Here is a 26,266-nt window from a genome sequence, read left to right on the forward strand (position 1 = left end):
GCGCTAGGCGCCGCGCGACGGCGCTAGCGATTGCGGGCATGCCAGAAGGCGTCAACCATGGCTCCGATGCCCAGCAAGGCCATCACCGTGGCGTCACCAAACAGATGCTGCTGGGAAAGACCAAAGACTGGCCCGCCGCGCACCTCGCTGACCCACGCTGTGACGAGGGCCAGAAACGCGAGCCCAAGGAAAATTCTCCCGATCACCACCATGACTGACATCCTGAGAACCTCCTCTGTGATCAACGTCTCGAGGGCCTCTGAGCCTCCTGCTCAGTCTCGCCCCTCAAGAAGGGTGGACGGCGCGAAGTGGCCGGCGCTGGAAAGCACCGCATAGGGCCTCGGCGTGACCACGGCCGAGGCGACGAGCGCGGCGCCCGTGGTCACGCCCATCGCCAGCGCCAGCACGATCGAGGCGACCCGTACCGGTAGGAGCTCCGCCAGAACGCGGGCCTCCTCTCGCAGGGCCACGATTCTGCGAATGACCTCGGCCTCCATGCTATCGAATCGCGCATCGGCTGGCGTCGCCGCCAGGTCTGCCATCAGCCGGTCCAGGCATTCGCTCATCTGCGCACCTTTCACGCCATCCCTTGGGGATACGCGGCGGGCGAGCTCCAGCCCTTAGATCGGCGATCGTACGAGCTGATGTTTGATCAGAAGGGACGGCGCCCCTGTTGCGAACCGCGTCCGCGGGCGTTGCGCCGCAAGCGCGCAAGGAACGCCGCGACGAGATAGATCGTCAATCCGATCATCGAGTAGAGCAGGATGTCGCGCAGCATGGTCAGGGTCGGCGCGTGGCCGCGGCGTGCTCGCTGCCGTGGGCGGCGCTTGCCGACGTCGCGGCGGCGTCGTGAGAGGCCTGCGAACCCTCGGCATGGCCCACCGCCTTGGAGACGCCGACGCCATGCCGATAGACCATCTCGCCGCCGAGCCAGCCGGTGATGGCGAGCAATCCGACGCAGATGGCCGACAGGAGGACGCCGAAGGGCGCGACGGCGGCTTCCGGATCGCGCCAGCGTAGGACCAGGTTGATCGCGGCCAGCGCCACGAGGCCGAGGTTCATCAAGCCATGGATCCAGGCCAGGCGCCAGCGCCGCGCATGTTCGATCGTGAGCAGGTCGATCACCCCCGGAACGGCGGCGAGCAGCCCCATCGCGACGCCTGCGGCAAGCAGCCAGACCGAGCTCTGCGCCCAGAACGCGCCGCTCGTTGCGAGATAGACGACGTCGGTGACGAAGGCGCCGATGAACAGCGTGATCGGAAATCCGACGAGCATGGGGTGTAGCGGGTGGCCGCCCAGCGCCGCTGTGCTGCCGGTCCCCGATGTGTGGGTGTGATGGTCCATGGTGGCCTGTCCTGAAGACAGAACCCGCGCCGGGCCCGATGCGTTCCGCGCGAGCCGCCAGCCTAGCGCGGCGACGGACGGCCTTTGAGGGGCCCGACCCTGCTGGGACGTATGCTCTTTAGAGCAGGCCGCAGCGTCTGGAGGCTTACCCATGCCCGAACCCGTCCCCTCGCCGATCGAGATCGGCCCTGGCCCTGCGGTGGGTGAGCAGGATCGCACTTGGCGCTCCCCAAAACGCGTCGCCGTCACCGTCTCGGCCGCCCTGCTGTCGGCCGTGCTCAGCGGGTGCATTAGCGCTGCGGAGATGGCGGCCCGACACCGGCAGGCGTGCGTCACCTACGGCTTCTCGCCGGGCACGGAAGCCTATGCCAACTGCCTCCTGCAGCTCGATGTTGGGGATTACGGCTACGGTCATCATGGCCGGCCTCGCCAGCTGCCGCATCCCTATACCACGCCGCCGCCCGCGCCTCCCGTATACCAGCAGAATTAAGAATGCGTCGCATTCGCATTGACGGGGCGAGGGCCGGCTCGTAGAAGGCGGCAAAGCTGCCCAGGAGCCTTCAATCGGCGGACGATCCGCCGCGCGACCCTGTTCGCCTCGACCGTCTGGCTGCTGCCGCTGCTGGCGCCGGGCCTAGCCTGGGCGGACGACGCAGCGACGGAAGTCTCGAGCGTGACGGTGCGGGGCGCGCGGGGCGGCTACGGCGTCGAGCAGACCCGGACGGCGACGAAGACGGCCACCGCGCTGATCGACACGCCGCAGGCGGTGAGCGTGGTGACGCGCGCGTTGATCGATGACCAGGCGATGCAGGGCATGGCCGACGTGGTCCGTTACATGCCCGGCGTGGGGATGGCCCAGGGGGAGGGCAACCGAAACGCCCCGATCATGCGTGGCGTCAGCTCGACGGCGAACTTCTTCGTCGATGGCGTGCGCGATGACGTCGAGTATTTCCGCGATCTCTACAATGTCGAGCGCGTCGAGGCGATGAAAGGGCCCAACGCGATGATCTTCGGCCGCGGCGGCGGCGGCGGGATCCTCAACCGGGTCACCCGGCAGGCGGACGGAACCCAAGGTGGCGAGCTCGTCCTCCAGGGCGGATCGTGGAACAACCGCCGCGTCACCGGCGACCTACGCCAACCGCTGACTGAGCGGTTCTCGCTGCGGGCGACGGGCGTCTATGAGAACTCCGACAGCTATCGCGATGGGGTTCGCCTGGAGCGCTATGGTGTCAACCCGACGGCCAGGCTGGTCTTGAGCGAGCGGACGACCCTTCGGCTCGGCTATGAGTATTTCACCTACGACATGGTGGCCGACCGCGGGATCCCGTCGTTCCTGGGGCGGCCGGTCCGCACCGCGCGCTCGACCTTCTTCGGCGATCCTTCCGGCAGCCCCACAGGCGCCACGATCAAGGTCGCCAGCGGCGTGATCGAACACGATTTCGGCGGCGTCAGCCTGCGCAACGTCACCAGCTTCGGCGACTACGACAAGGCCTACCAGAACGTCTATCCCGGGGCGGTCAACGCCGCCGGGACCGCGGTCTCCCTCTCCGCCTACAACAATGCCACGCAGCGCGAGAACCTGTTCAACCAGACGGACCTGACCTGGTCGGCGGCCACAGGACGTATCGGCCACAAGCTGCTGCTCGGCGCCGAGTTCGGCCGGCAGACGACCGACAACTTCCGCCAGACCGGCTACTTCACAGGCGTCGGTCCCGCGGTGACCACGATCACGGTCCCGCTGGCCGCTCCGACAGTCTCGGTTCCGGTCACCTATCGGCAGAGCGCCACCGACGCCGACAACCACGGCGTCGCCAAGATCGCCGCGGCCTACGCGCAGGACCAGATCCAGCTCACCGGCCGCCTGCAGGCGATCGTCGGGCTGCGCTATGACCGCTTCGACGTGAACTTCCGCAACAACCGGACCGGCGCTGTGTTCGCGACGAGCGACAAGCTCTGGTCGCCGCGCGCCGGCCTGGTCTTCAAGCTGGTGGAACCGCTCGCCCTCTACGCCAGCTACAGCCGCTCTTACCTGCCTCGTGCGGGCGACCAGTTGAGCTCGCTGTCCCTGTCCAACCAGGCGCTGGATCCGGAACGGTTCATCAACCGCGAGGTCGGCGTGAAGTGGGACCTTCGCCCCGATTTCTCCCTCACCGCAGCCGTCTACCAACTCGACCGCGAGAACGTCGCCGCGACTGACCCGGGCGATCCGACGCGTCTGGTGCTGGTGAAGGGTCAACGCAGCAAGGGCGTGGAGCTTGGCGCCGAGGGCGTCGTCAGGCCCGGCTGGACCCTCGTCGGCGGTTACGCCTATCAGGACGGTGAGATCACCCAGACGCAGTCGGCCACGGTGCGCGCCGGCGCGCGCCTGGCGCAGCTCCCAAAGCATTCGGCCTCACTCTGGAACCGGGTGGACGTGGCGCCGCGTCTCGCCCTCGGCCTCGGCGTGATCTACCGCAGCGCCATCTTCGCTTCGACCGACAATACCGTCACGCTGCCGGGCTTCACCCGAGTCGACGCGGCCCTCTATTACCAGGTCTCCGATCAGGTGTCGGCGCAGCTCAACGTCGAGAACGTCTTCGACAAGGGTTACTACGCCGCCGCCAACAGCAATTCGAACATCACCCCAGGCTCGCCCCGCGCGGTGCGGCTGTCGCTGCGGCTCAGCTACTGATCAATCTGCCGACCCCAGCTCGCGCAGCGCTCGGCGCGCTTGAGGGCTGCAGCCCACCTCGCGCGTATCCAGATTAGGGCCCCCGATCGGCTCTGGTGGCAGCGCTGGCCCGATCCCCCGCCAGCGACGCACGCAGGGAAGGGGGCGCGACCCGCCTTGGTCGCGTCCCATCTTCCTCCGCGTTCTCGCCACGCAGGCCGCTCGTTCGACGGGGCGACCTGTGGTGACGACAGGAGGCGCGCCATGATCCGCTGTTTGAGGATGATCCTGCTTTGCGCGGCCGTCGCGCTCCCCGCGGTCGCGGTCGCGCACGACCGGATGCCGCGAGGCCCGGCGGGCAGATGGGTGGAATATGGCTATAGCAGCTACCCGCGAAGCGACTATCTGCCCGCTTATCGCGGCGACGTCGGTTACTCGGGCTACTATTCGCCGTATCGAACGCCGGGCCCTCGGGTCTACGTCTACCCACATGGGACGCGCGTCTGGTACGGGCCTAGTGTTGCGCCCAGTTACGGCCACGGTCCGGCCGGACACTCCGGCTACACCTATGGCGGCCAGCACCCTCGCCACCATGTCGACCGCCACCATGGCTGGTGACGGCCGCCAGGGGCTGCAAGCGGTGGGCTGTGGCGGGCGAGGTGCGGCGGGAACCTGGCGCCCCCCGAGCATCCGGACCCCTGTTCAATCCGCGACCGGGCGAGGACGACCTATTGACCCAGCTTTGGATCGGAGGCGGGCTGGCCGTCGCCTTCGGTCCAATCATAGTCGGCGCTGAGAAATCCGTTCTCGACGGCCGTGGCGCGAACGGCGATCCCGGTGCAAGGGAGGCGCTCTGCGCCAGGCAGGGCTTCGATCGCCTCACGGGTCGCCAACCGATTGGCGGAAGTGGGCGCGCCGCCCGCAGGGCAGGCGAAGTGGTAGACCGTGACCATTGACACCGCGCCTCCTTGGCGACACCGCTCTGGGCGCGCTTCAGTCATGGACGACCCGCACAGGCGGCAGGCTATTGTGGATCGCGGTCGCGGCGATCGCCGCCTCGCCGACCGCGACGCTGATTTGGTCGAGCCCCCGCACCACGTCTCCGGCCGCATAGACGCCCGGCAAGAAGGTGCGCTGGTGCTCATCGACGAGGATACACCCGGACCCGTCAGTGACGACCCCGATCGTCTCGGCGAGGCCGGATTGTGGCTCGACGCCCAAGGCGCCGTAAACCACTTCGAAGGGCTCGAGCTCTGATCCGTCGATCCGCAAGGCGTGCAACCGATTGTCCTGGACCTTAAAGCCATCCGGCTGCACCACGATCAACGGGACGCCCGCGCCCTCCAGCGCCTCACGGCTGGCTCGTGAGACCGTATGGTTGTAGCCCAGCGTCAACAGGCTCACGCTGGGGCTGTACGCGCGGAGGAACAGCGCCTCGCTTGCGGCGTGATCGTCCATGCCGATCACGGCGATCCTGTCCAGCATGGCTTCAAAGCCGTCGCAGATAGGGCAAAATCGCAGCAGCCCGTCGCGGATCGCCTGCTCGGGTTCGGGAATCGGCGGCCGACGGTCCAGCACGCCGCTGGCGAACAGGACGGTTCGGCCCAGCACCGTCCGATCCGCTAAGGCCGCGCGCCAAAGGGCTTCGCCCATGCAGTCCAGCCGCGCCACGGGCCCCGCCCAGTCCACCGGCCCGAAGAGCGCCAACTGCTCGCGCAGCTGAGCGAGCAGGTCCAGCCCGCGGATGCCCCCGGCGAAACCGGGGACGTTATGACTACGTGGAATCAGCGCCGCACGGCTCTGTCCGGCGTCGGCGATCAGGACCGTTCGCCGAAATCGCCGCAGATAGAGCGCCGCCGCAAGGCCGGCTGGACCCCCGCCAAGGATCAGACAGTCGAAGACGTCGTCTATTGGGAACTCCAGGTCGACGTTATGGCTCGGCTGTGGAGCCTCCCGCATGCGCGCTTCAGTCGTCATGGCCGGTATGACCGTCCGATTCCTTGGGCGGCGGCGTCATGCCCGGCATGGCCATGCCCGCCATCCCGCCGCCTTCCTTCATCATCTCGTCGTGGTCGGCCGGAGCGCTTTTGATCGCCGCCTGGTATTGCGCCGGCGACATCTTCGGAAGCTGGCGGACGAACGCCACCATGTCCCAGATCAGCTCGTCGCTGTGCGTGCGCCCCCAGGCCGGCATGGCGGTCATCTTGATACCGTGCTTGATCGCCCAGAACTGCTCGCCGGCCGTGAGGTCGGCGTGCCGCCAGAGTTCAGGCGCCTGCGGATAGAGGCCCTGGCTCATCTCTGTCTTTTCCAGGCCGGGCGCCAGATGGCAGCCGCTGCACATCTCGGTATAGAGCCCCGCGCCGCTCGCGATCCGCTTGGGGTCGTTCAAGTTCGCCGGCGCCTTGACGTCCCTCGCACGCACGCTGATCGAGCGGTCGCGCAGGGTTTCCAGCACCTTGTAGACCGGTGGCGTGTGAGGCGCGTCGGCGCCGATGTTGTAAAGCCCCAGGCCGATCGTCACGCCGATGGCCACCGCCGCGAGCAATCCAGCCGCGCCCAGCACGACAGCGATTCCGAGATGCGTCCTCGGATGCCGTAGATCCCACCCCATCACCTGCATTTTCTTGCCTTCCCTAAGAGATCCGCTGAGATTGAGATGGTCGCTGTGGGCGGCGCCTGTCTCGAACATGAATTTGGTTTAATGTCGTGAGGTCCGCCGCCGCCCCTTGTCGCTACATCGCGGCGATCCGCTGCGCGATGTGCTCCATGAAGTTCTTCATCAGGGCGGCCATCATCGGCAGGAAGATCAAGAGCGCGATGAAGATCGCCACGATCTTCGGGGCGTAGACGAGCGTTTGCTCCTGGATCTGTGTCAGGGCCTGCAAAAGACCGATCGCGACCCCGACGACCAGGCCGACGATCAATACCGGCGCCGAGATCTGCACCGTCAGCCAGATGGCGTCGCGCGCCACGTCGAGGACCTCGGCGCCGCCCATCAGCGCCGCGGCGCGGGTGCGGACCCGTGAAAATCACGATGTGGGTCGGAGATCCAGATCCGGTCATCGGCCTTGGGCGTGCTGGTTCCGACGACTTCATAGGCGGTCAGTCCGACAATAACGGCGGCGACGAGGAGCGCCGCCGTCCAAAAAAGCGGGCCGCGCCGGCGCCCGCTCGCGCGATCGGGTCTCGTCTTCTGGCGGACCACAGGATTCCCCTGTCAGCACTGCTAATGGGGTTACGCGCCGGGTCCGGCCGAACCCTCAGCGCGCGCGTAATCGCCTAAACGCGATGTCACGTCCGCTTGCGGTCCACGACATCCGCGTAGGCGACAACGCTCCTGTTCGCCGACCTTGCGTCGGCCAATCCAAGGAGCATCCGATGCAACGCCTTCTTGCCGCCGCCGCTGCGACGACCGGCCTCATGATCGCCTCGGCCGCCTCAGCGCAGCCATACGGCCATCCCGGCGCGCCTTATGCGCCATCCACCAGCGCCTGGCGCGCAAACCCTTACGGCGCCGCGAGAACGTACCAGGACGACCGTGCTTACGACGGCGGCGCTCGCTATGATTACGGCGCCCGTCACAGCTACGATTCCGCGGTTGGTCCCACCCGTCCATACGACGCCTATGGATACGCGCCCAACCGCACCTATGGCGGCTGGGGCGCGCGCTTCATCCTTCCGTTCCGGTCACACGGCCGGTCTCACCGGTGACCTCCTTAGGCGCGCGGGCGGGGCGCAGATCCCGGTCCGGGCTCAGCGGCAAGCGTAGCTCCGCCCTGAGCCCGGGCTGATTGTCCGCCAGCACGAGCTGGCCGCGATGGACCCGCGCGACGGTCGCCACGAGGGATAGTCCAAGGCCGCTGCCGGGCGTGGAGCGGCTCTCGTCCAGGCGGCTGAAGCGCTGCACGGCCCGTTCCCGCGCATCCGGTGCGATCCCTGGCCCTCGGTCGCCAATGGTGAGACGGCTGGCCGCACCGTCGATTCCCGTGGCGACGACGATCTGGCCTCCTGGGCTCCCATGCTTGATGGCGTTGTCGATCAGGTTGGCGGTCGCATGGAGGAGTAGGCTCGAAACCCCGCGCGCCGGCGCCCGCGAAAGCCGAAGGAGGAGATGCTGCCCGGCGTCTTCCGCCAGCGGCGCGTAGAGGTCGTAGGCCTCCTGGGCGACCGCGGCGAGGTCGAGCGGCACGAAGCTATCGGCCGTGGTGGCGTCAGCCCTGGCCAGCACCAGCAGCCCATTCACCAACGACAAGAGGGCGTCGAGGTCGCGCGCCGTCTCCGCCAGGATGTCCTGTTGCGGGGCCTCGTGCCCGCGTAGCGCCGCCAATTCCAGCCGCGCCTTGATGCGTGTCAGCGGCGTCTTCAGGTCGTGCGCCAAGCCATCGGTGGCGGCGCGGAGCGAGCGGACCATGCGCTCGATCTCATCGAGACAGGCGTTGAACACCTCGGCCAAGCGATCGAATTCGTCGTCGCGAAGCGAGACCTTGAGCCGCTCGTCCAAGTGACCGCTGAGGAATCGATCGCCGGTGTCCGCCGCGGCGCGCACCACGCGCACGCCGCGCCGGCTGACGAGCCAACCGAGGCTCAGCCCGAGCACGGCGGTCGCCAGCACCGACAGGGCGAGCGACATCCAGTAGCGACGCCCGAGCGCGATGCGGCTGTCCGCCAGGTGTCCGACCAAGAGCCGCGTGTCCGGCCCGAGGGTGCGGACCTCGGCCTCGATCCGTCGCGACTGGACCTCACCGCCGCGCCGCACCCGCACGGTCGTGATGGCCAGGTGCTCGGCCGCAAGCCCGCTTGGCCAGACCAGAACATTGCCGGCCAGTCGCCGCCCGGCCCTATCGGCGACCATGTAGACCACGTCGCGCCGCTGCGTCCGGGTCTGCTCATCGATATAGCTGACCAGGCCGCCGAGGTCGCCGTCACGATAGCGCAGGACGAGCGCGTCCGCCTCGCCTTCGAGCAGGTGCTCGAGTTCGATCTTGAGCACGCGGACGGTCTGAAAGTGCTGGACGCTCAGCGCCACCACGGTCGTGACCACGGCGATCAGCGTGATCCACAGCGCGCCGCGGAACGCCGCCGCCTGCGGTCGGCGCCGGGGCGGACTAACGCGCGTCAAGCTGGTAACCGGCGCCGCGAACCGTGTGCAGCAGCGGCGGTTCGTCCCCATGCTCCAGTTTGCCGCGGAGCCGGCTCACATGGACGTCTATGACATTGGTGCCGGGATCGAAGCTGTAGTCCCACGCGGCCTCCAGCAGCATGGTGCGCGTCACGACTTGGCCAGCATGGCGCATGAAGTATTCGAGGAGTTGGAACTCCTTGTTGAGCAACTCGATGCGCCGAGCGCCCCGCTTGGCCGCGCGCGCCAGGAGGTCCAGCTCCAGATCGCCCACCTGCAAGGTCGTGGTGGCCGTGGCCGTGCCGGAACCGCGGCGGACGATGGCGGCGATCCGCGCCATCAGTTCCCCGAACGAAAACGGTTTGGTGAGATAGTCGTCGCTGCCCGCTTCCAGGCCCTTGATGCGATCGTCGACCTGGCCCAGCGCGCTGAGGATCAGCACCGGCGTCGTCTGGCCCTGCGACCGCAGCGCTTGCAGGACGGAGAGACCATCCAGCTGCGGCAGGTTCCGATCGAGGATGATCGCGTCGTAGGGGTTCGTGAGCGCGGCCGTCAGCCCGTCGAGCCCCGTTTCCGCGTGGTCACAGGCGTGGCCCAACTCCGCCAAGCCCTGCTGGACATAGCTGGCCGTCGAGCGGTCATCCTCGATCAGGAGAAGCTTCATGGGCAGAGTCTGACGGTTCCTCGGCATCGGATCCAGGGGGATGGCAGTCTCGGCGATCGCCGCCAGCTGCCGGCGGGATCGACCGGCAGCTGGCGGGCTTGGCCGGCGCCTCGAGCGTGTCCACGGGGGGCAGGTGGACCGCTCGGCGTCACCGCGCCGCCACCACCAAGATGCGGCCGAGAACTTTCAGGCGCGTGGGGCCGGCGTGAACTCGATTTCATGTTCGCGGCGGTGGGGCTTCGGACATGCCATGATGAAACGGAATTCATCCTGCTCCCATGCGCACGACACCTATCGGGTCAATCTGGTCAGCTCGCTTGGCGCCGAAAAGGAGCGCCCCCAATGATCAAAACCATCCATGCAATTGTGATGACGGCTGGACTGGCCGCCCCGGCCATCGCCATCGCACAACCCGTCGGCCCCACCCCGCCGCCGTTCGTCTACTACGTCGTCCCGTGCGGCGCTCCGGGCGCGATCGCGGCGACCCCGGCCCTGCCGCCATCCGCCGACCCGGCCCTGCCGGTGGAGGCCGTCTGCGTCGTGCCGGTCGCCACCGGCGCGGGTCCGCCGCCCCGCCCGCGCTATTCGTCCTATGCTTACGATCCTTGGGGGCCGAGCTACTATTCCCGGCCGTACTACGGCTCCTTCGGCCTCAGCTTCTTCAGTGGCGGCCACGGTGGCGGCCACTTTGGCGGGGGCCATTCGACCTTCGGCCACGGTGGCGGTGGCCACTTCGGCGGTGGGCACGGCGGGGGCGGGCGCAGCCATTGAATCCAGCCACTGAACGCGCCGCCGCGCGGCGGCGCGAGATGCCTTTGGCGAAAGGGCGTCGCAAGCCATCCCCGCGGGTGTAGCTTAAGGGCGTAGGGCACGCATAGACGAGAGGAGCGGAAGATGGAGACTTGGATCTATTCGGTCGTGCCGGTTCCCGGTGGCTGGTCGGTCGAACAACCCTCCGGCCTAACGCTCATGTTCCTTTCCGGAGGGCGCGCGGAAGCCAAGGCCAAAGAACTCGCCCATCAGGCGGCCGCCCGGGGCGGGTGTGCCGAGGTCCTCGTCTTCGATCGCGACAATAGCCTTCTGGCCCGTCGGCGATACGGCCAGCATTTCGCTCCGCAGCTCTCCGAAGCGCCGCCACGAGCAGGGTGAGGGCGAGGCGCGACCTCCCGCGTAACCCCTTTAGGACCGAGTGTCTGTGCGGGGTGCCGGAGTCTTATGAGTCGCGAGGTCGTCCTGGTGGTTGAAGACGACCCCGCATGCCGGGACCTGGTCTCAGAGATGCTGGCGGACGCCGGATATGACTGCTTGCAAGCCGACGGCGGCCGTGGGGCCATCGAGCTGATGGCGAGACGGCCGGACGTGCTGCTGACCGATCTGCTGATGCCGGACAAGGACGGCGTCGAAGTCATCATGGAAGTCCGGCGGCGTTGGCCCTCGACCCGGATCGTGGCGATGAGCGGCGGATTCGGGATCATCGAAGCCAGCCAGCTTCTCCGCACGGCCACCATGCTCGGCGCGGACGCTGCGCTGCTTAAGCCGTTCACGACCGCGCAACTCCTGGAGAGCGTGGCTGGGGCGCTCTCGACGCGCCGAGCGTGACCTATTGCCGCTTACACTCCAGCTTCTACGCACGCTGCTCGCAATGCCGCCAGCCCTAGCGGCTTATCGACCACCGGGTAGGAGCAACCCATCCGCACATGTTCTGAGTTGCCGGTGATCATTACGGCGGGCAACGGACCGAGGGCTCGAACAATTCCGGCAATCGCGTCCAGACCTGTCCCGCCCACGATGCGGAAATCGAGAGTCACCAAGTCCGGCCGCTGCTCACAGGCCGCCCGAAGCGCCGCGTCGGGGCTATCCGCATAGTCGAATGACGAATAGCCAAGCTCTCGGAGCTGAGACTCGATCTCCAGGGCGATGACCATTTCGTCTTCGACGATCAGCACATGCCCGCCTGCCACCCCCATAGCGCGCCTCCAGCCAAGCGTCCCTTCGAATCGGTGCGCCCCGGAATGTTACTAGATGGTTATCCCACCGACGTGGGAGATAAGCCGGCGGCGACTGACGCGACGAGGGGCGAGGGGCTTTCGGAACCGCGAGCGCCCGCACCGTCCACGGCTCGTTCAATGCGACGGCTGCCTGAGAGCTCACCGCGCGCGTTTCGTCCGGAGACGAGGGATGTCTCTTCGTGTCGCTTTTCCTTCGCCTGCGCCGCTCCACGGCGCGGTCATGATCACAAGGCCGCCGGATCCTGGCTGACGACAGCCGGGGCCTGACCGCGTGACAGGGCGATGAGATCTCGACGCGCTCCAGTGACCAGGGCGTAGACTTCGGGATGCTCCTCCCGCCAGATCAGACGTTCCACCACGGCCAGTCTCGCGACGACCGAATCCAGGCTGATGGAGCCGGTTGCCGGAATTGATTGCAGCAAGGCTTCGCGCTGCTCGAACAGCAGGTCCAAGCAGCCGTCGATGTCGCGGAGCTCCTTTGCCCAGGGCAAGGCCTGCTGCTCGGCAGGGCTGAGCTTGCACCAGGCGTGGTTTTTCACAAGCCAGCTTTCCAGCCTTGCCCAACGAGACTGGAGACGCTCGATCTTGGCATTCAGGGCCAGCCAATTCGCGCACCGCCTAGTTCCTTCGTCCGAAGGGACCGGTGCACCGATCGACGGTGTTGAGGCCGCCTCGCCTGGCTTTGCGGCGCCGAAGGCCGCTATCGATGTTCCCGCCAGCACCGCGCGCCGCGAGAGTGCAGGCAGGCGCACGTTCCCGTCGCCCGCCTTTTGACGCGAGTCCATGACCGGAGCCTTCTAATCACTTATGATGATTTTATCATCGAACGCGGCCTGGGGGGCGTCAACATGAAATCACCTTATGCGATAATAAAATGATCATTTCATGCTGACCGCAGCGCAAATCCGGGCCGCGCGCGCATTGCTTGGTTGGAGTCAGCCCGTTTTGGCGAAGGCGTCGGGGGTGTCGCTTCCAACGATCGTCCGCATGGAGGGTGCGGTTGGCCCTGGCCGCAGCTCGGCCGCCAATGTCGACGCCGTGTGGCGGGCCCTGGAGAACGCCGGCGTCATGTTCCTGGAAGGCGATGATGCCGGCGCGCTGGGACCTGGCGTACGGCTGCGGCCAAAATCCTAAAGGACCACCGGGTTTGCGGCGAGAATAAACAATACTATCATTAGATTATATCGGTAATTTCCGAACCCCCGGGCGCGAAGCGCGATGCGGCGGCAAAGCGCAACCGCTGCATGGCGTCTGTTCCATTCGCTGGCATCGCGCCATGGCCTGAGCGGCGCTAACGGACAACTGCGATCGCCCCGAGCAGGTACACCTCGGCTCGATCAGGGCAGCCGCTCCGCGTTTAACCGGCTCCGCCTGAGTTTGTTATCTTAAACGAAGCGAGAGCGTTCGATTGAACCATATAGTCTACCCCCCTATATTATAGACATGGAGGACTTTTGATGGGCCATACGGTTCGGGAGAAGAAAAAGCTCGTCGCGCGCGTACGGCGCATTCGCGGACAATTGGAGGCCGTGGAGCGCGCCTTAGAAACGGAGACCGGCTGCGCAGAGGTACTTCAACTGATCGCCTCCGTTCGCGGGGCCATGAACGGCCTCATGGCCGAGGTGATGGAAGATCACATCCGGATGCACGTCGTCGATCCGGCCAGCGACCCCGACCCTGAACGGGCCAAGGGCGCGGAAGAACTCATCGACGTCGTGCGCACCTACCTGAAATGACGAGGAAGCCGACCATGGTCGACAAATTGAATCGTGATCGCGCCACCCTGGCCGACCAGGCCGAAGCCCGAACGACCGCGCCGGCGGCGCTGAATGAGAAGACGCACCCGCATCAAGGCCATGATCCCCATGGGCACGACCATGATGATCACGACGATCACGACGGCCACGATCACGAGCATCCGTTCGAGTGGCAGGAGGCCTTGCGCATCGGCTTGGTGGCGGTCGCCGCGGCCCTCGTCTGGTTCCGCGTCTGGGAGCCCATCCCCACCGTGAGCGTGATCGGCGTCGTCGGCCTCCTGATCGGCGGCTGGCCGATCTTGAAGGAGGCGTTCGAGAACGTCCTGCAGCGGCGCATGACGATGGAACTGTCGATGACCATCGCCATCGTGGCGGCCGCCGCCATCGGTCAGTTCTTCACCGCCCTGGTGATCACCCTCTTCGTGTTGGTGGCCGAGGTCCTAGAGGGCCTGACGGTCGGGCGAGGGCGCAAAGCGATCCGCGATCTTCTGGAATTCCTGCCCAGCGAGGTTTCCGTCCGCCGAACCGGTTCCATTCGGACGATTTCCGCTGCCGAGCTGACCATTGGCGACGCCATCCTGGTGGCTCCGGGCGGCCGCATCCCGGTCGATGGCGCCGTCCTGTCCGGCAATTCTTTCATCGATGAATCCCGCATCACCGGCGAATCGATGCCGGTGGAGAAGATCGAAGGCGCCGCAGTGTTCGCCGGGTCGATCAATCAGTCGGGCGCGCTTGAAGTGCGCGCGGAGCGGATTGGGCGCGACACCAGCTACGGCAAGATCATCGAGGCGGTGGAACGGGCCGAGCGCTCGCGCGCACCCGTCCAACGCCTAGCCGACCGCATGGCCGGATACCTGGTCTATTTCGCCCTCGGATCGGCGGTGCTGACCTATCTGATCACCCAGAACATCACCTCAACGATTTCCGTGATTATCGTCGCCGGCGCCTGCGGTATCGCAGCCGGCACCCCACTTGCGATCCTCGGCGGCATCGGCCGTTCCGCTCGTCTCGGCGCCATCATCAAAGGTGGCGTCCATCTCGAAACGCTCGGCAAGGTCGACACTGTGGTGCTCGACAAGACCGGCACGCTCACCTTCGGCCGGCCGGAAGTTCAAGCCGTCGTAGCCGCCGCCGACGTCAGCGCCGAGGACCTGCTCGACGCGGCTGCCGCGGCCGAGCTGCGTTCCGAGCACCCGCTGGGTAAGGCCATCATCGCCCATGCCAAGGCCCAAGGTCGCTCGGTCGCTGAGCCTGAACACTTCGCCTACACGCCCGGGCGGGGCATCGCCGCCAAGGTGGCGGACTCCATGATCCTGGTCGGCAACCAGGCCTGGATGCGGGACAACGGCGTGGCGATCACAGCGCCGCTGAACCTTGGCGTCGAAGCGGCCTCGGAGGTCTATGTCGCCAGGGGCGGAGTGCTGCTCGGCGCGATTGCCGTGGCCGACACCGTGCGCCCCGAAGCCAAGCGCGCGATCGAAAGCCTGACGGCTCTCGGGATCCGCACCATCCTGCTGACCGGCGATGCCCTTCCCGTTGCTCAGGCTGTGGGCCGTAGCCTCGGCATCAAGGAAATCGAAGCCGGCCTCCTGCCGGAAGACAAGCTCGCGCGAATCCAGGCGCTCATCCAGCAGAAGCGGACGGTCGCCATGGTCGGCGACGGTGTCAACGATGCACCCGCGCTGGCCGAGGCGAGCGTCGGCATCGCGATGGGGTCTGGGACGGACGTCGCCCAGGAGAGCGCCGACGTCGTGCTGCTGGGCAATGATCTTGTCCGTCTCGTGGAGACCCTCAAGGTGGCAAGGCGCACGCGGCGCATCATCTGGCAGAACTTCGCCGGCACGCTCGCGATCGACGCGATCGGGATAGGCTTGGCGGCCGTGGGGGTGCTGAATCCCTTGATGGCGGCATTCATTCACGTCGCGTCCGAAATGGCCTTCATCCTCAACTCGGCCCGGCTGCTGCCGCGCAAAGTTGGGGCTGAAGAGGGAAAGGCCCCGTCAACGCCTCTTGGGGTTCAGCCAGCGGCGGCCCACCCGTGAAGTCGAGCGATCCATGCATCAGCGTCTGCAGTTTTGATGGTCGATCGGGCTGGTGCATCGGCTGTGGTCGAACCGTCCCTGAAATCCGCGCCTGGCGGAAGATGCAACCTCGTGCTCGCCAGATGATGTCCAAGGATTTGAAGCGCCGTGTCGATCGGCTGAGCGAACAGGGGAAGGGCCACACCCTCAGCGATTCCGCATCGCCTCTCCGAGGCTCGCTGTCATGACTCAACGGAGAGATTGGTGATGTTGAGCGTTCTTGCGGACAGAACCTACAGGCACCTCTTCCTGGCGCAGGTGATCGCCCTGGTCGGCACCGGCCTGGCGACAGTGGCGCTGGGTCTGTTGTCTTACGACCTGGCCGGCGCGAACGCCGGCGTTGTGCTTGGCGGCGCGTTGGCGATCAAGATGATCGCCTACATTGGCGTCGGCCCCATCGTGAACGCCTTCGTCGATCGGCTTCCGCGACGAGCTTTCCTTGTGTCGATGGATTTGGTGCGCGCCTCTGTGGCCATCATGCTGCCCTTTGTCACCGAGATTTGGCAGGTCTACCTGCTGATCTTCCTCCTGCAATCGGCCTCAGCGGCGTTCACACCGACCTTCCAGGCCGCCATCCCCGATATCCTCCCCGACGAGGAACGCTACACCCGGGCGCTCTCGCTCTCGCGCCTGGCCTACGACATGGAAAGCCTAGTCAGCCCGATGCTGGCGGCTGCTCTGCTCACGGTCATAGGATTTCACTGGCTCTTTGGCGGAACCGTCGTCGGCTTCCTGGCTTCGGCCGCCTTGGTGGTCTCTGTTATCGTGCCACAGCCCAAGGCCGTGACGCGCGAAGGCGGAATCTACGCGCGCACCACGCACGGCGTTCGCATCTATCTCAGGACACCAAGGCTGAGAGGGCTACTGGCGCTCAATCTCGCAGCAGCGGCCGCCGGCGCCATGGTGATCGTCAACACCGTCGTCTATGTGCGAACCCTACTCGGCCGACCGGCCGACGACATGGCCTTGGCGCTGGCCGCCTTCGGCGGCGGTTCGATGGTCGCGGCCCTGCTGCTCCCGCGCGTGTTGGAGCGGGTGGGCGACCGCCCTGTTATGGTCGCCGCCTCCTGGCTTTTGACCGGCGCCTTGGGCGTAATGGCGCTGCTCACCGTTTCGCCCGGCGTGGACCAGTGGGTCTCGCTGCTGATCCTGTGGGCGATCATGGGGGTGGGCTATTCAGCCGTTCTGACCCCATCGGGGCGTCTCTTGCGGCGCTCGGCGACGCCTGAGGACCGCAGCGCGGTCTTCGCCGCGCAGTTCGCCCTGTCGCACGCCTGCTGGCTGCTGACCTACACAGTGGCGGGCTCTTTCGGAGCCGCCTACGGCATGGCGCCAACCTTCATAGCCCTCGCCAGCGTCAGCCTGGTCGGCGTGGTCGCCGCGCTCAAAGTCTGGCCGGCTGCCGACCCCGACGAGCTTGCGCACGTGCATCCGGACCTGCCGCCCCAGCATCCGCATCTGCGCGAGGGAGAGGGTAAGCCGGTCAGCACACGCGCAGCGCACGTGCACCCGTTCGTCATCGATGATCTTCACCACCATTGGCCGAAGGCGGGCATGTAGTCACACCCGTCGTCCGTCTTGCTTGGGCAAGCCGCACAACCTAGTACGCGTGTCGGGGTCACACGGTTTCGGGACGTAAGCGTCGTTCCCGGACCACCTCGGCGATCTCTCAGGACTTGGCTTTGCGGGCGAACGTCGCCTTGGCGGGGTTACGTCGGCGGGCGATGCGGCTGAGAGCGATCTTGAGGACGAGTTCGTCGATGGTATTGGGGTCGTAGCCGTCGAACCATTCGATGACGTCGGCGTGCTCGGGATGGTTGGGATCGGCCAGGGCTTCGAGGGCGCCGTAGAAGCCGGGGATGCCGCCGCAATCTTCGGGTGGAGCGGCGTGCTCGCCGGCGACGTAGCGGGGGTAGTCGGTGTCCGGGTCGCCGGGACGGACGTCGGAGAAGGTGAGCCGGTGCTCCCAGCTGTCGCCGAAGTCATAGGTGTAGTCGAGGACGGTCTTGCGGGGCTTGAGGACCTCGCGCAGGCGGACCTTGTCGGCCTTGAGGGTGGGTGGGCCACCCCAGTCGTCTCCGGGGATAGGCTGGCCGTAGCGCTGCTTGCCGAGCCGCAGCTCCCACAGGTGCTGATCGTACCAGCCCATGGCGGCCTGGACGACATCGTGAAGAACCTTGAGCGTGATCGAGGTCGGAACCTCGACCTGTCGCCAGATCAGGGGATCGGTGTCCAGGAGCTCGATCCGGAGCGTGGCGATCTCGTGAAGGCTGTCGGCGGCCGAGGTCATGGCGTCAGTGTGCCAAGTCCTCACGCGGGATTCCAGGGCAGCAGCCGATCGATCTGGCTCTGCGGGTGTCCGGCGACGATGCGGGTGATGACGCTGGCGATGTAGGCCTGCGGGTCGATGTCGTTGAGCTTGGCGGACTCGATGAGCGAGGCGAGGATCGCCCAGTGCTCGGCGCCGCCGTCCGAGCCGGCGAAGAGGCTGTTCTTGCGACTGAGCGCCAGCGGGCGGATGGAGCGCTCGACGATGTTGTTGTCGAGCTCGATGCGGCCGTCGTCGAGGAAGAGGGTGAGGCCTGCCCAGCGCGAGAGCGCGTAGCGGATCGCCTCTGCGAGCTTGGACTTCTGGCTGATCGTCGTGAGCTTCGCGCGGAGCCACGGCTCCAGCGCTTGGATCACCGGCAGGGACCTCTCTTGGCGGACGGTGTGCCGGACCTCGGGCTCAAAGGCCGCGGATCTCGCCCTCGATGGCGTAGAGCGCCTTGATCCGATCGAGGGCCTCGCTGGCGATCGGCGCGGGGCCGGCGGTGGCCAGCTCGTAGAAGCGCCGGCGCACGTGGGCCCAGCAGAAGGCGAGCTGGACCTGGCCCGTCTCCGCCAAGGGGCGATAGCCGCCATATCCATCCACCTGCAGGACGCCGCTGAAGCCGGCGAGGTGCGCCATCGGCCGCTCGGCCTTGCGATCTGGCGCGTAGACATAGGCCACGGCCGGCGGATCGGCCCCGCCCCACGGGCGGTCGTCGCGGGCGTAGGCCCAGAGCTGGCCAGTCTTGGTGCGGCCACGTCCGGGATCGAGCACCGGGGCCGTGGTCTCGTCGGCGAAGAGCTTGGGGGATCGTCGGAGGGTCTGCAGCAGGTGCTCGTGCACCGGCCGGAGAAGGAAGGCCGCGCGGCCGGTCCAGTCCGCCAGGGTGGAGCGATCGAGCTTGATCCCCTGGCGGGCGTCGATCTGGGCCTGGCGGTAAAGCGGCAGATGATCGGCGTACTTGCTGACCACCACATGGGCGACCGTGGCCTCGGTCGGAATCCCGCCCTCGATCAACCGGGCCGGCGCCGGCGCCTGGACCACCACATCCTCGCAGGCGCGGCAGGCGTACTTGGGCCGCCGCACCACCAGCACGCGGAACTGAGCGGGCACGATGTCCAGCCGCTCGGCCCGGTCCTCGCCGATCAGGTGCAGTGTGCCCGCGCAGCATGGGCAGGCCTTGTCCTCCACATCGACCACGGTCTCGATCCGGGGCAGATGCTCAGGCAGCGCGCCGCGGTTAGACCGGCGCTTGGCGGCGGTGGCGGCCTTCCGCGCCGGATCGCGGGCTTCGTCGCCGGCGGCCTCTGCCGCCACCTCTTGCTGGACATCTTCCAGCGCCAGCTCCAGCTGGTCGATCGGCAGGGTCTCGGCGCGGCGGCCGAAGCGGTGACGCTGCATCTCCTTGATGATCTGACGAAGCCGCTCCGCCTCGGCGGCGTGGGCGGCGCGCTCGGCCAGGATCAGCGCCTGAAGCGCTTCGACATCCTGTGGCAGAGCATCGGCCAGGCCCGTCATGGCCGAGAGTACAGCACATCAAACCAGCCGTGAGGCGCCCTCACGAACAGGCTGAGTCATCTCGTCGCAGGGCCTGAACATCACGCCGCAGCGACGGGGGTGCGGGTCCGCCGGGCCTGGTGCACCCGCCGCCAATCGAGGCCCTCCAGCAGGGCTCCGAGCTGAGCCGAGGTGAGCCGCATCACTCCATCCTGGATCTTGGGCCAGCGGAAGTCTCCGTCCTCCAGCCGCTTGGCGAACAGGCACAGCCCCGTGCCGTCCCAGTAGATCAGCTTGATCCGATCGGCGCGCTTGGCGCGGAAGACGTAGACCGTGCCTGAGAACGGATCGGCGGCCATTTGCTCGCGCACCAGCCCGGCCAGCCCCTCCGCGCCCTTCCGGAAATCCACCGGCCGCGCCGCCACTAACACACGGACCGATCCCGCCGGTCCGATCACCGGCCAGACCGCAGGGCGCCGATCACCGCCACCGCCATCCGCGCGTCGGCCTCCCGGCCGATCCGCACCCGCGCACCCACAAGCTCGATCTCGATGGCGCCGTCCGTCGCGGCCTTGTCAGATTCCGGCGCAGCGTCATCCACCACCACCTGGGCGAAGGCGGAGCGCCTCGCATCGCGCCGCCAGGTGAACACCTGCGTCTTCGCCAGGCTGTAGCGGTCGGCCACGTCGCCGACGCTGGTCTCATAGCTCTCCGCCACGATCTGGGCCTTGGTCTGTGCGCTCCAACGCCGCCGCTGGCCAGGACCTGTGAACACCTCGATCCGACGCGCCGCAGGCATCATCAGCACATCATCACCAGGCATCATCACCACACCAAGCCAAACCGGCTCGGACTCTCGATGATCAGATCAGCCGCGTGAAGGTGGGGTCGGGACGCCGCTTACTTCGGAACTCTGCACGGCGCCGCTCAAGGTGGCGATGGCGAAGCCGGCCGGGCGCCTGGACGCTCAAGCCTTCCCCGGCCACGCCGGCGCCACCTGCCCGTCAGCCACCGGCGGGGCACGGCCCGTCTCCACGCTGGGCGCAGACCCGCACCCGGTCTCCAGGCTCCAGACGCCAAGGGGCGGTGACCGTGTAGACCGAGCAGCGGTTACCCCGACCTGAGAGCCCCGAGACCGGCCCGGTTGCAGCGCCCAGCACTTGGCCATCACGTGAGACACGTTCGAGTCGCACCAGGTAGGGCGACATCGCAACGGACCTTCGACAGAGGAAGCCACGGAAGCGTAGAGACCCGCCGTCGTGCGTGACGCTAGGGGGCTCTAGTCGAAAGCCGGTGAGTGGGATCACTTCGCTGGCGACCTCCACTCGCTCGGCCGGCGCAGCGTTTGTGGGCTCGGCGATATGGACGAGCGCCAATGCGAATATTGAAGCTAGACGCACGATGTTGCTCCATTGGTAAAGCCTCGAAGCTCCGCGGCGAAAATCGGCAGCACAGCCAAAGGGTCCAGGCCGCCGCCCGAGATTTCATGCGCCGCGCCGTTGCCTTCGGCGCGCTTCTGCCTCGAGATCGCTCAGCATCGTCTCGACCACAGGTCCGAAGATCCTTCTGAGGAGCGCCGGCCGGAGCACGGCGACCAGTCCGGTGATCCGTACGAAATGGCGCACATGGGTCACGCCGCCGCGCGCGCTAGTCTCGAAGCCGATGTCCAGACCGTAGACAAAGCCCATGCCGAAGCGCCAGCCGATCGCCCGTAACGGCTCTCGCGTCGTCTCGCGTCCCGGGAAACTCCACGCCCGCTCGGTGCGGCCAGGCGTCCGGACGCGGATGCGATAGACGAGCTCGCCGGGCCGGTCGGGATCCTGCTGAAGGATCGCGGCCCCGGTCCACTTGGGGTAGCGCGGGTAATCGACCAGGGCGCGCCAGACGGCGCCCACCGGCGTCCTCACGTCCCGCTCGGCGTCCAGGATGACCATCCCTCTCACGTAGAGACCGGGGGCCGCCTAATCAGCACGTTTCACTTCCTTGTAGGCGCCGGACGTATCGAGCGTGATCGTCACGGTCTCTCCCGTGCGGTTGCGCCAGAACCAGCCGTGACTGCCCGTAAAGGCAGCCGCGAGTTCTCCTTCCTCTCGCTGTGAGGCGCCCTTGCCGTAGCCATGATACTTGACGCCGGGCCGGTCGGCGTGGGTGTCGAAGTTCACTCGCCCGCCGCTGCTCGACCATACGAAGCGAGCGCGTGCTCCCTCGTCCATCACGAGCTTGATCTCCGCGGCCGCGTCGGGCGCGAGGGTGATCACCGTCCTGTCCGACCGTTCGCCCCGTGCGGCGACGGTCGGAGTCGCGGCCGGGACGGAGCCGCCGGCAGGGGCCGCAACACGAGTGGCGGCGGCCGGCGTTGAACTAGCAGCGACGTCGGCTCGCGCGTCTGCCGCCGCTTCGGCGGCAAGTTGTCGTTTGATGCGCCCCATCTCGGTGAGGCCGAGCACCGAACCCACCCGTGTCGGGTCGACACCGTACTCCGCAGGCAGGACGGCAGTGGCAAGGAGGACCCCCGCGACGCCAGCGGCGAGCGCGGTCGAGCGGAGGAGCTTGCCTGTGGTGGGCAGCTCGGAGAGACGGGGCTTGTTGGCGTTGTGCATGGGTTGGTCTCCCTTCAGACGACGAAGAAGCCGACGAACTGATAGCCCGTCAGGATGAAGCCGAGGCTCATGAGGACGACGTTGGCGAGGTAGGCGTGCTTCCAGAAGCCGTCGGTGCGCCGCCAGAAGCCCATCGCAATGAGGATGGCGCCGAGCGCCAGAAGCTGGCCCAGCTCGACGCCGATGTTGAACCCGATGAGGTTCCAGACGAGGCCGTCCGAAGAAAGCTGAAAGTCCTGTAGCTTGGTGGCCAAGCCGAAGCCGTGGAACAGGCCGAAGATCAGGGTGGCGGCCTTGGTGTTCGGCTGAACGCCGAACCAGCGCTGGAATGCGCCCAGGTTGTCGAGGGCCTTGTAGACGACCGAAAGGCCGATGATTGCATCAATCAGATAGCTCGAGACGCTGACGCCGGTGAGCACGCCCAGCAACAGGGTCGTGGAGTGACCGACGGCGAACATGGTCACATAGATGCCGATGTCCTTCATCCGGTAGAGGAAGAAGATCACCCCGAACAGGAAGAGCAGGTGGTCGTAGCCGGTGACCATGTGCTTGGCGCCCAGGTAGACGAACGGCAGGAAGACCACGCCGGTCGTCTCCTGGATGTAGCCCTTGTCGCCGTTGGCGACCCCGTGGGCCAAAACCTGGGACAGGGCGCCGTCGACCAGCAGCAGGACCAGCGCGAGGAGAAGGGCGGCAGGTCGCCATCTGAGTAGGATGCTTGCTTGAAGCATGGAGCGAACCTCGAAGGGGTGGGCATGAAGGGGGTGGGCGGCCGCTCCCGACATGCGGCCGCCCCGACGGTGTGAAGGGGGGTCACACCGCCTTTCGGCTGTTGCGGAAGGGCAGATGGTCGAGCCAGGCGGGTCTTGGCCAGTCACTCCCGCGCTCGCGGCCGTGCACGAGGCTGTAGAGGGCGGGCAGCACCAGAAGCGTCAGGACAGTCGACGAAATGATCCCGCCGATCACCACGGTGGCCAGCGGGCGCTGCACCTCTGCGCCGGCCCCGACGTTCAGCGCCATCGGCACAAAGCCCAGGCTCGCCACCAGCGCCGTCATCAGCACCGGTCGAAGGCGGGTCAGGGCGCCCTCGCGAATGGCGTCGCGTACCGGCCTGCCTTCTTCGATGAGCCCGCGAATGAAGCTGACCATGACGACGCCGTTCAGCACCGCGACGCCGGACAGGGCGATGAACCCCACCCCCGCGGAGATCGACATCGGCAAGCCGCGAAGCAGCAGAGCCGCCACGCCGCCGGTGAGCGCCAGGGGCACGCCGGAGAAGACGATGGCGCTGTCCCGCCAGGACCGGAACAGGGCGAACAGCAGGGCGAAGATCAGCGCGAGGACCGCCGGCACGACGAGTTGCAGCCGCTTGGCCGCCGAGATCAGCTGCTCGAAGGTGCCGCCGTAAGTGACCCAGTAGCCGGCCGGCAGCTGGACCTCGCTCTCAACGCGCTGGCGAACGTCACCGATGAAGGAGCCAAGATCCCGGCCCCGCACGTTCGATGTGACGACGATGCGCCGCTTGCCGTTCTCGCGGCTGATCTGGTTGGGCCCCTTCTCAAGGCTGATCGTCGCGATCTCGCTCAGCGGGACGAAGCCGCGCGACTGGCCTTCGGCGGCCGGAAGCGGAACCTGGATACGACCGATGGCGTCGGTGTCGGAGCGCAGGTCCTCTGGCAGCCGCACGACGATGTTGAAGCGCCGGTCGCCCTCGAAGACCTGGCCGGCGATCGTGCCGCCCATCGAGGTGGAGATCACCTGCTGGACGTCATCGATGCTTAGTCCCAGACGGGCTATCGCTTGCCGGTCTGGTTTGATCTGCAGCACGGGCAAGCCCGTCACCTGTTCCGACTGCGCACCCGCTGTGCCGGGCACCGTCCCGACGATGTCCTCGATCTGCGATCCGAGCCGCACCAACTCCTCTAGATCGTCGCCGAACACCTTGATCGCGACGTCTGCGCGGACGCCTGAGAGCAGTTCGTTGAAGCGCATCTGGATGGGCTGAGTGAACTCATACTTGCTGCCCGGCACCGTCTGCACCGCGGCTTCAAGTTCGCGCACGAGCTGGTCCTTCGGCTTTCTCGGATCCGGCCAATCCTTGCGGTCCTTCAGCAGGATGAAGGTGTCCGCGACCGAGGGCGGAACCGGGTCCGTCGCCACCGCGGACGTGCCGATCTTCGCGACCACCCGCTCCACCTCGGGGAACTTGGCAATCCGCGCCTCCAGGGCGGTCTGCATCTGGATCGCCTGGCTGAGGCTGGTGCCCGGGATGCGAAGGGCGTGCATCGCGATGTCGCCCTCGTCGAGGCTCGGCACAAACTCCGAGCCCATTCGCGAGGCGCCGAAACCAGCGAGGCCGACCAGCGCCACCGCGGCGACGACCATCAGCGTCCGCGCCCGCAACGCGAAGTCGAGGGCAGGCTCGTACCCCGCCCGCGACCATCGCATGAGCGGGCTGTCCTTCTCCTGCACCTTGCCCGTCACGAACATGGCGACCGCGGCGGGGACGAAGGTCAGCGACAGGAGGAGCGCTCCGGTCAGAGCAATCACCACGGTGATCGCCATCGGATGGAACGTCTTTCCCTCAACACCGGTGAGGGCGAAGATGGGAACATAGACGAGGGTGATGATCAGCACCCCGAACAGCGAGGGGCGGATCACCTCGCTAGAGGCGGCCGCGGCGAGCGAGAATCGCTCGTCCCGGGTGAGCAGACGCCCGCGCTCATGCTGCGCCTCGGCGAACCGGCGCAGGCAGTTCTCGACAATGATCACCGCGCCATCGACGATCAGCCCGAAGTCCAGGGCCCCCAGGCTCATGAGGTTGCCCGAAACTCCCGCCTGCACCATGCCGGTGATGGTCATGAGCATGGTGATCGGGATGACCGCGGCGGTGATCAGCGCCGCCCGGAAGTTCCCGAGCAGCAAGAAGAGGACAACGATGACGAGCAGCGCGCCTTCGACCAGGTTCTTCTCCACCGTACCGATCGCGCGCTCGACCAGGTCCGTTCGGTCGTAGACCGGAGATGCGATGACGCCGTCCGGAAGGGCGCGCGACGCTTCAGTCAGGCTCTTGGCCGCCGCCTGCGCGACCACCCGGCTGTTCTCGCCCGCCAGCATGAGAACCGTGGCCAGCACGGTCTCACGGCCATTCTCGGTGGCGGCGCCCGTCCGAAGTTCCTCGCCCATTCCGACATCGGCGACTTCCGCCACGCGGATCGGCACACCGCCGCGCGTGGCGATGACGATGGCGGACAGGTCCTCCGTCGTCGAAGCCTGGCCCGGGACTCGGATCAGGTACTGCTCGCCGTAGCGCTCGACATAGCCCGCGCCGACGTTGGCGTTGTTGCGTCCCAGCGCCTCCACGACGTCCGCCATCGTGACCCCGAAGGCGGCCAGTCGCTCAGGGCGCGGCGTGACATGATACTGCCGCTCGAACCCGCCGATCGTGTTGACTTCGGTGACGCCGGGCGTGTTGCGCAGCTGCGGGCGGATCACCCAGTCCTGCAACGTCCGCAGATCCTCGGGCGTGTAGGCCTTCCCGTCCGGCTTGCGGGCCCCAGGCTTCGCCTCGATCGTATACATGAAGATTTCGCCGAGGCCGGTGGCGATCGGCCCGAGCTCGGGGGAGATCCCTGCGGGGAGTTGAGAGAGCGCCGTCTGCAGGCGCTCGTTGACCAACTGGCGTGCGCGATAGATGTCGGTGCCATCCTCGAAGACGACGGTCACCTGCGATAGCCCGTAGCGAGAAACCGACCGTGTGTATTGCAGGCCCGGCACGCCTGCGATGGCCGTCTCCACCGGGAAGGTGATGCGCTGCTCCGCCTCAAGAGGAGAGTATCCGGGCGCTTCCGAATTGATCTGGATCTGGACATTGGTGATGTCCGGCGTGGCGTCGATCGGCAGGCGCTGGAAGCTCCAGACACCGATCACCGAAGAGATCAGGGCGATCGCCAGCACGACCCAGCGGTAACGGATCGAGAGCGCGATGATGCGTTCAAGCATGAGTATGCGCTCCTAGTGATCGTGGCTCGCGCCGGACTTGTCGATGTCCGCGCGGATGAGGAAGGCGCCGTCGACTACATATTCAGTCCCCGGCTCGAGGCCCCCCAGGACCTCGGTCCATTCAGGCGTACGGCGGCCGATCTCCAGCATCCGCACCTCGTAGGTATTTCCGACCTTGGCGTAGACCACCTCGAAGTCTCGGAACGGCTGGATGGCCTTTGTCCGCACC

General features: G+C 66.9%; 30 protein-coding genes and 2 pseudogenes. 11 read left to right on the plus strand and 21 right to left on the minus strand.

Features of this window, described 5'->3' with window-relative positions; all coding sequences use genetic code 11:
• Positions 1 to 23: 23 nt before the first annotated feature.
• The 4 genes from ABS78_RS17165 to ABS78_RS17180 form a co-directional block, all read right to left on the minus strand.
• Positions 24 to 221: a hypothetical protein gene (locus ABS78_RS17165; protein ID WP_293382087.1), complete on the minus strand. Its 198-nt coding sequence runs from the start codon at positions 219 to 221 to the stop codon at positions 24 to 26.
• Between the two features lie 51 nt (positions 222 to 272).
• Positions 273 to 566: a hypothetical protein gene (locus ABS78_RS17170; RefSeq protein ID WP_293382090.1), complete on the minus strand. Its 294-nt coding sequence runs from the start codon at positions 564 to 566 to the stop codon at positions 273 to 275.
• A gap of 86 nt (positions 567 to 652) precedes the next feature.
• The gene (locus ABS78_RS17175) at positions 653 to 778 is read right to left on the minus strand and encodes a hypothetical protein (protein WP_293382093.1); all 126 of its coding nucleotides are present in this window, start codon (positions 776 to 778) and stop codon (positions 653 to 655) included.
• A 2-nt stretch (positions 779 to 780) separates the two neighbouring features.
• Entirely contained in the window at positions 781 to 1,344 is a 564-nt protein-coding gene (locus ABS78_RS17180) for a DUF2231 domain-containing protein (protein WP_293382096.1), read from the minus strand.
• A gap of 151 nt (positions 1,345 to 1,495) precedes the next feature.
• Between ABS78_RS17180 and ABS78_RS17185 the strand changes: the two genes are divergently transcribed.
• Together ABS78_RS17185 and ABS78_RS17190 are read left to right on the plus strand one after the other, a co-directional pair.
• A complete protein-coding gene (locus ABS78_RS17185; RefSeq protein WP_293382099.1) occupies positions 1,496 to 1,834 on the plus strand; it encodes a hypothetical protein in 339 nt (112 codons plus the stop codon).
• A gap of 183 nt (positions 1,835 to 2,017) precedes the next feature.
• On the plus strand, positions 2,018 to 4,015 hold the full coding sequence (locus ABS78_RS17190; RefSeq protein ID WP_293382102.1) for a TonB-dependent siderophore receptor: 1,998 nt from the start codon (positions 2,018 to 2,020) through the stop codon (positions 4,013 to 4,015).
• Positions 4,016 to 4,722: 707 nt separating this feature from the next.
• Here ABS78_RS17190 and ABS78_RS17195 read toward each other — a convergent pair.
• The 4 genes from ABS78_RS17195 to fliQ are packed head-to-tail and all read right to left on the minus strand — an operon-like array spanning position 4,723 to position 6,996.
• On the minus strand, positions 4,723 to 4,947 hold the full coding sequence (locus ABS78_RS17195; RefSeq protein ID WP_066680759.1) for a hypothetical protein: 225 nt from the start codon (positions 4,945 to 4,947) through the stop codon (positions 4,723 to 4,725).
• A gap of 40 nt (positions 4,948 to 4,987) precedes the next feature.
• Positions 4,988 to 5,971, minus strand: coding sequence for an NAD(P)/FAD-dependent oxidoreductase (locus ABS78_RS17200; RefSeq protein WP_293382104.1), 984 nt, complete (start codon positions 5,969 to 5,971; stop codon positions 4,988 to 4,990).
• The gene (locus ABS78_RS17205) at positions 5,961 to 6,686 is read right to left on the minus strand and encodes a cytochrome c (RefSeq protein WP_293382107.1); all 726 of its coding nucleotides are present in this window, start codon (positions 6,684 to 6,686) and stop codon (positions 5,961 to 5,963) included. The genes ABS78_RS17200 and ABS78_RS17205 overlap by 11 nt, the downstream gene beginning before the upstream one ends.
• A 43-nt stretch (positions 6,687 to 6,729) precedes the next feature.
• Entirely contained in the window at positions 6,730 to 6,996 is a 267-nt protein-coding gene (gene fliQ / locus ABS78_RS17210; RefSeq protein ID WP_197426822.1) for a flagellar biosynthesis protein FliQ, read from the minus strand.
• Between the two features lie 379 nt (positions 6,997 to 7,375).
• Here fliQ and ABS78_RS17215 point away from each other — a divergent pair, with 379 nt between their 5' ends.
• Positions 7,376 to 7,708, plus strand: a complete 333-nt coding sequence (locus ABS78_RS17215; RefSeq protein ID WP_156449611.1) for a hypothetical protein — start codon at positions 7,376 to 7,378, stop codon at positions 7,706 to 7,708.
• On the opposite strand, the gene ABS78_RS17220 is transcribed toward ABS78_RS17215, so the two are convergent.
• Together ABS78_RS17220 and ABS78_RS17225 are read right to left on the minus strand one after the other, a co-directional pair.
• Entirely contained in the window at positions 7,668 to 9,167 is a 1,500-nt protein-coding gene (locus tag ABS78_RS17220) for a HAMP domain-containing sensor histidine kinase (RefSeq protein WP_293382109.1), read from the minus strand. The two genes, ABS78_RS17215 and ABS78_RS17220, sit on opposite strands and share 41 nt — an antisense overlap.
• Positions 9,103 to 9,780 carry a response regulator transcription factor gene (locus ABS78_RS17225; RefSeq protein ID WP_293382112.1) on the minus strand — a complete coding sequence of 226 codons (678 nt, stop codon included), beginning with the start codon at positions 9,778 to 9,780 and terminating at the stop codon, positions 9,103 to 9,105. The genes ABS78_RS17220 and ABS78_RS17225 overlap by 65 nt, the downstream gene beginning before the upstream one ends.
• A 342-nt stretch (positions 9,781 to 10,122) precedes the next feature.
• Here ABS78_RS17225 and ABS78_RS17230 point away from each other — a divergent pair, with 342 nt between their 5' ends.
• From ABS78_RS17230 to ABS78_RS17240, 3 genes are all read left to right on the plus strand, one after another.
• Positions 10,123 to 10,551, plus strand: coding sequence for a hypothetical protein (locus ABS78_RS17230; protein ID WP_293382115.1), 429 nt, complete (start codon positions 10,123 to 10,125; stop codon positions 10,549 to 10,551).
• Between the two features lie 123 nt (positions 10,552 to 10,674).
• A complete protein-coding gene (locus ABS78_RS17235) occupies positions 10,675 to 10,929 on the plus strand; it encodes a hypothetical protein (RefSeq protein ID WP_293382118.1) in 255 nt (84 codons plus the stop codon).
• A gap of 66 nt (positions 10,930 to 10,995) precedes the next feature.
• Positions 10,996 to 11,379 carry a response regulator gene (locus ABS78_RS17240; RefSeq protein WP_293382121.1) on the plus strand — a complete coding sequence of 128 codons (384 nt, stop codon included), beginning with the start codon at positions 10,996 to 10,998 and terminating at the stop codon, positions 11,377 to 11,379.
• Between the two features lie 11 nt (positions 11,380 to 11,390).
• On the opposite strand, the gene ABS78_RS17245 is transcribed toward ABS78_RS17240, so the two are convergent.
• Together ABS78_RS17245 and ABS78_RS17250 are read right to left on the minus strand one after the other, a co-directional pair.
• A complete protein-coding gene (locus ABS78_RS17245) occupies positions 11,391 to 11,726 on the minus strand; it encodes a response regulator (RefSeq protein ID WP_293382124.1) in 336 nt (111 codons plus the stop codon).
• Positions 11,727 to 12,013: 287 nt separating this feature from the next.
• On the minus strand, positions 12,014 to 12,574 hold the full coding sequence (locus tag ABS78_RS17250) for a helicase (protein WP_293382127.1): 561 nt from the start codon (positions 12,572 to 12,574) through the stop codon (positions 12,014 to 12,016).
• 100 nt (positions 12,575 to 12,674) lie between these two features.
• Here ABS78_RS17250 and ABS78_RS17255 point away from each other — a divergent pair, with 100 nt between their 5' ends.
• The 5 genes from ABS78_RS17255 to ABS78_RS17270 all read left to right on the plus strand — a co-directional run bounded on the left by ABS78_RS17255 (position 12,675) and on the right by ABS78_RS17270 (position 17,187).
• A complete protein-coding gene (locus ABS78_RS17255; RefSeq protein ID WP_293382130.1) occupies positions 12,675 to 12,923 on the plus strand; it encodes a helix-turn-helix domain-containing protein in 249 nt (82 codons plus the stop codon).
• A 323-nt stretch (positions 12,924 to 13,246) separates the two neighbouring features.
• Entirely contained in the window at positions 13,247 to 13,525 is a 279-nt protein-coding gene (locus ABS78_RS17260) for a metal/formaldehyde-sensitive transcriptional repressor (protein WP_293382133.1), read from the plus strand.
• A gap of 14 nt (positions 13,526 to 13,539) precedes the next feature.
• Positions 13,540 to 15,588, plus strand: a complete 2,049-nt coding sequence (locus tag ABS78_RS17265) for a cation-translocating P-type ATPase (protein ID WP_293382136.1) — start codon at positions 13,540 to 13,542, stop codon at positions 15,586 to 15,588.
• On the plus strand, positions 15,585 to 15,815 hold the full coding sequence (locus tag ABS78_RS23930; protein WP_082769479.1) for a DUF1289 domain-containing protein: 231 nt from the start codon (positions 15,585 to 15,587) through the stop codon (positions 15,813 to 15,815). The genes ABS78_RS17265 and ABS78_RS23930 overlap by 4 nt, the downstream gene beginning before the upstream one ends.
• 19 nt (positions 15,816 to 15,834) lie before the next feature.
• The gene (locus ABS78_RS17270) at positions 15,835 to 17,187 is read left to right on the plus strand and encodes an MFS transporter (RefSeq protein WP_066680739.1); all 1,353 of its coding nucleotides are present in this window, start codon (positions 15,835 to 15,837) and stop codon (positions 17,185 to 17,187) included.
• 109 nt (positions 17,188 to 17,296) lie between these two features.
• Here ABS78_RS17270 and ABS78_RS17275 read toward each other — a convergent pair whose 3' ends face one another.
• The 9 genes and pseudogenes from ABS78_RS17275 to ABS78_RS17315 form a co-directional block, all read right to left on the minus strand.
• Positions 17,297 to 17,941: a plasmid pRiA4b ORF-3 family protein gene (locus ABS78_RS17275; protein WP_231732103.1), complete on the minus strand. Its 645-nt coding sequence runs from the start codon at positions 17,939 to 17,941 to the stop codon at positions 17,297 to 17,299.
• Positions 17,938 to 19,456: pseudogene (locus ABS78_RS17280) on the minus strand (IS66 family transposase). Before ABS78_RS17280 ends, ABS78_RS17275 begins: the two are co-directional and overlap by 4 nt.
• An 80-nt stretch (positions 19,457 to 19,536) precedes the next feature.
• Positions 19,537 to 19,893, minus strand: a complete 357-nt coding sequence (gene tnpB, locus ABS78_RS17285) for an IS66 family insertion sequence element accessory protein TnpB (protein ID WP_066680737.1) — start codon at positions 19,891 to 19,893, stop codon at positions 19,537 to 19,539.
• The gene (locus tag ABS78_RS17290; RefSeq protein WP_293382139.1) at positions 19,890 to 20,258 is read right to left on the minus strand and encodes a transposase; all 369 of its coding nucleotides are present in this window, start codon (positions 20,256 to 20,258) and stop codon (positions 19,890 to 19,892) included. The genes tnpB and ABS78_RS17290 overlap by 4 nt, the downstream gene beginning before the upstream one ends.
• Before the next feature lie 661 nt (positions 20,259 to 20,919).
• Positions 20,920 to 21,369 carry an SRPBCC family protein gene (locus ABS78_RS17295; protein ID WP_066680734.1) on the minus strand — a complete coding sequence of 150 codons (450 nt, stop codon included), beginning with the start codon at positions 21,367 to 21,369 and terminating at the stop codon, positions 20,920 to 20,922.
• Between the two features lie 27 nt (positions 21,370 to 21,396).
• On the minus strand, positions 21,397 to 22,035 hold the full coding sequence (locus ABS78_RS17300; protein WP_066680732.1) for a transmembrane anchor protein: 639 nt from the start codon (positions 22,033 to 22,035) through the stop codon (positions 21,397 to 21,399).
• A 14-nt stretch (positions 22,036 to 22,049) separates the two neighbouring features.
• Entirely contained in the window at positions 22,050 to 22,766 is a 717-nt protein-coding gene (locus ABS78_RS17305; protein ID WP_066680729.1) for a HupE/UreJ family protein, read from the minus strand.
• An 82-nt stretch (positions 22,767 to 22,848) separates the two neighbouring features.
• Complete coding sequence (locus ABS78_RS17310; protein ID WP_066680727.1) at positions 22,849 to 26,037, minus strand: CusA/CzcA family heavy metal efflux RND transporter; 3,189 nt, start codon at positions 26,035 to 26,037, stop codon at positions 22,849 to 22,851.
• A gap of 12 nt (positions 26,038 to 26,049) precedes the next feature.
• Positions 26,050 to 26,266, minus strand: a pseudogene (locus ABS78_RS17315) (HlyD family secretion protein); the annotation flags it as partial.

Source organism: Phenylobacterium sp. SCN 70-31 (genome assembly GCF_001724605.1).
In the GTDB taxonomy this organism is placed as follows: Bacteria; Pseudomonadota; Alphaproteobacteria; order Caulobacterales; family Caulobacteraceae; genus Phenylobacterium.

Coding starts and splice junctions, on each gene's coding strand:
- ABS78_RS17200 (WP_293382104.1), bottom strand. CDS start 5,971: ATGACGACTGAAGCGCGCATGCGGGAGGCTCCACAGCCGAGCCATAAC.
- ABS78_RS17255 (WP_293382130.1), top strand. CDS start 12,675: ATGCTGACCGCAGCGCAAATCCGGGCCGCGCGCGCATTGCTTGGTTGG.
- ABS78_RS17175 (WP_293382093.1), bottom strand. CDS start 778: ATGCTGCGCGACATCCTGCTCTACTCGATGATCGGATTGACGATCTAT.
- ABS78_RS17225 (WP_293382112.1), bottom strand. CDS start 9,780: ATGAAGCTTCTCCTGATCGAGGATGACCGCTCGACGGCCAGCTATGTC.
- ABS78_RS17260 (WP_293382133.1), top strand. CDS start 13,247: ATGGGCCATACGGTTCGGGAGAAGAAAAAGCTCGTCGCGCGCGTACGG.
- ABS78_RS17185 (WP_293382099.1), top strand. CDS start 1,496: ATGCCCGAACCCGTCCCCTCGCCGATCGAGATCGGCCCTGGCCCTGCG.
- ABS78_RS17250 (WP_293382127.1), bottom strand. CDS start 12,574: ATGGACTCGCGTCAAAAGGCGGGCGACGGGAACGTGCGCCTGCCTGCA.
- ABS78_RS17265 (WP_293382136.1), top strand. CDS start 13,540: ATGGTCGACAAATTGAATCGTGATCGCGCCACCCTGGCCGACCAGGCC.
- ABS78_RS17290 (WP_293382139.1), bottom strand. CDS start 20,258: ATGCCTGGTGATGATGTGCTGATGATGCCTGCGGCGCGTCGGATCGAG.
- ABS78_RS17230 (WP_293382115.1), top strand. CDS start 10,123: ATGATCAAAACCATCCATGCAATTGTGATGACGGCTGGACTGGCCGCC.
- ABS78_RS17310 (WP_066680727.1), bottom strand. CDS start 26,037: ATGCTTGAACGCATCATCGCGCTCTCGATCCGTTACCGCTGGGTCGTG.
- ABS78_RS17195 (WP_066680759.1), bottom strand. CDS start 4,947: ATGGTCACGGTCTACCACTTCGCCTGCCCTGCGGGCGGCGCGCCCACT.
- ABS78_RS17270 (WP_066680739.1), top strand. CDS start 15,835: ATGTTGAGCGTTCTTGCGGACAGAACCTACAGGCACCTCTTCCTGGCG.
- ABS78_RS17205 (WP_293382107.1), bottom strand. CDS start 6,686: ATGTTCGAGACAGGCGCCGCCCACAGCGACCATCTCAATCTCAGCGGA.
- ABS78_RS17235 (WP_293382118.1), top strand. CDS start 10,675: ATGGAGACTTGGATCTATTCGGTCGTGCCGGTTCCCGGTGGCTGGTCG.
- ABS78_RS17295 (WP_066680734.1), bottom strand. CDS start 21,369: ATGGTCATCCTGGACGCCGAGCGGGACGTGAGGACGCCGGTGGGCGCC.
- ABS78_RS17180 (WP_293382096.1), bottom strand. CDS start 1,344: ATGGACCATCACACCCACACATCGGGGACCGGCAGCACAGCGGCGCTG.
- ABS78_RS17220 (WP_293382109.1), bottom strand. CDS start 9,167: ATGGGGACGAACCGCCGCTGCTGCACACGGTTCGCGGCGCCGGTTACC.
- ABS78_RS17165 (WP_293382087.1), bottom strand. CDS start 221: ATGTCAGTCATGGTGGTGATCGGGAGAATTTTCCTTGGGCTCGCGTTT.
- ABS78_RS17215 (WP_156449611.1), top strand. CDS start 7,376: ATGCAACGCCTTCTTGCCGCCGCCGCTGCGACGACCGGCCTCATGATC.
- ABS78_RS17240 (WP_293382121.1), top strand. CDS start 10,996: ATGAGTCGCGAGGTCGTCCTGGTGGTTGAAGACGACCCCGCATGCCGG.
- ABS78_RS17170 (WP_293382090.1), bottom strand. CDS start 566: ATGAGCGAATGCCTGGACCGGCTGATGGCAGACCTGGCGGCGACGCCA.
- ABS78_RS17300 (WP_066680732.1), bottom strand. CDS start 22,035: ATGCACAACGCCAACAAGCCCCGTCTCTCCGAGCTGCCCACCACAGGC.
- ABS78_RS17305 (WP_066680729.1), bottom strand. CDS start 22,766: ATGCTTCAAGCAAGCATCCTACTCAGATGGCGACCTGCCGCCCTTCTC.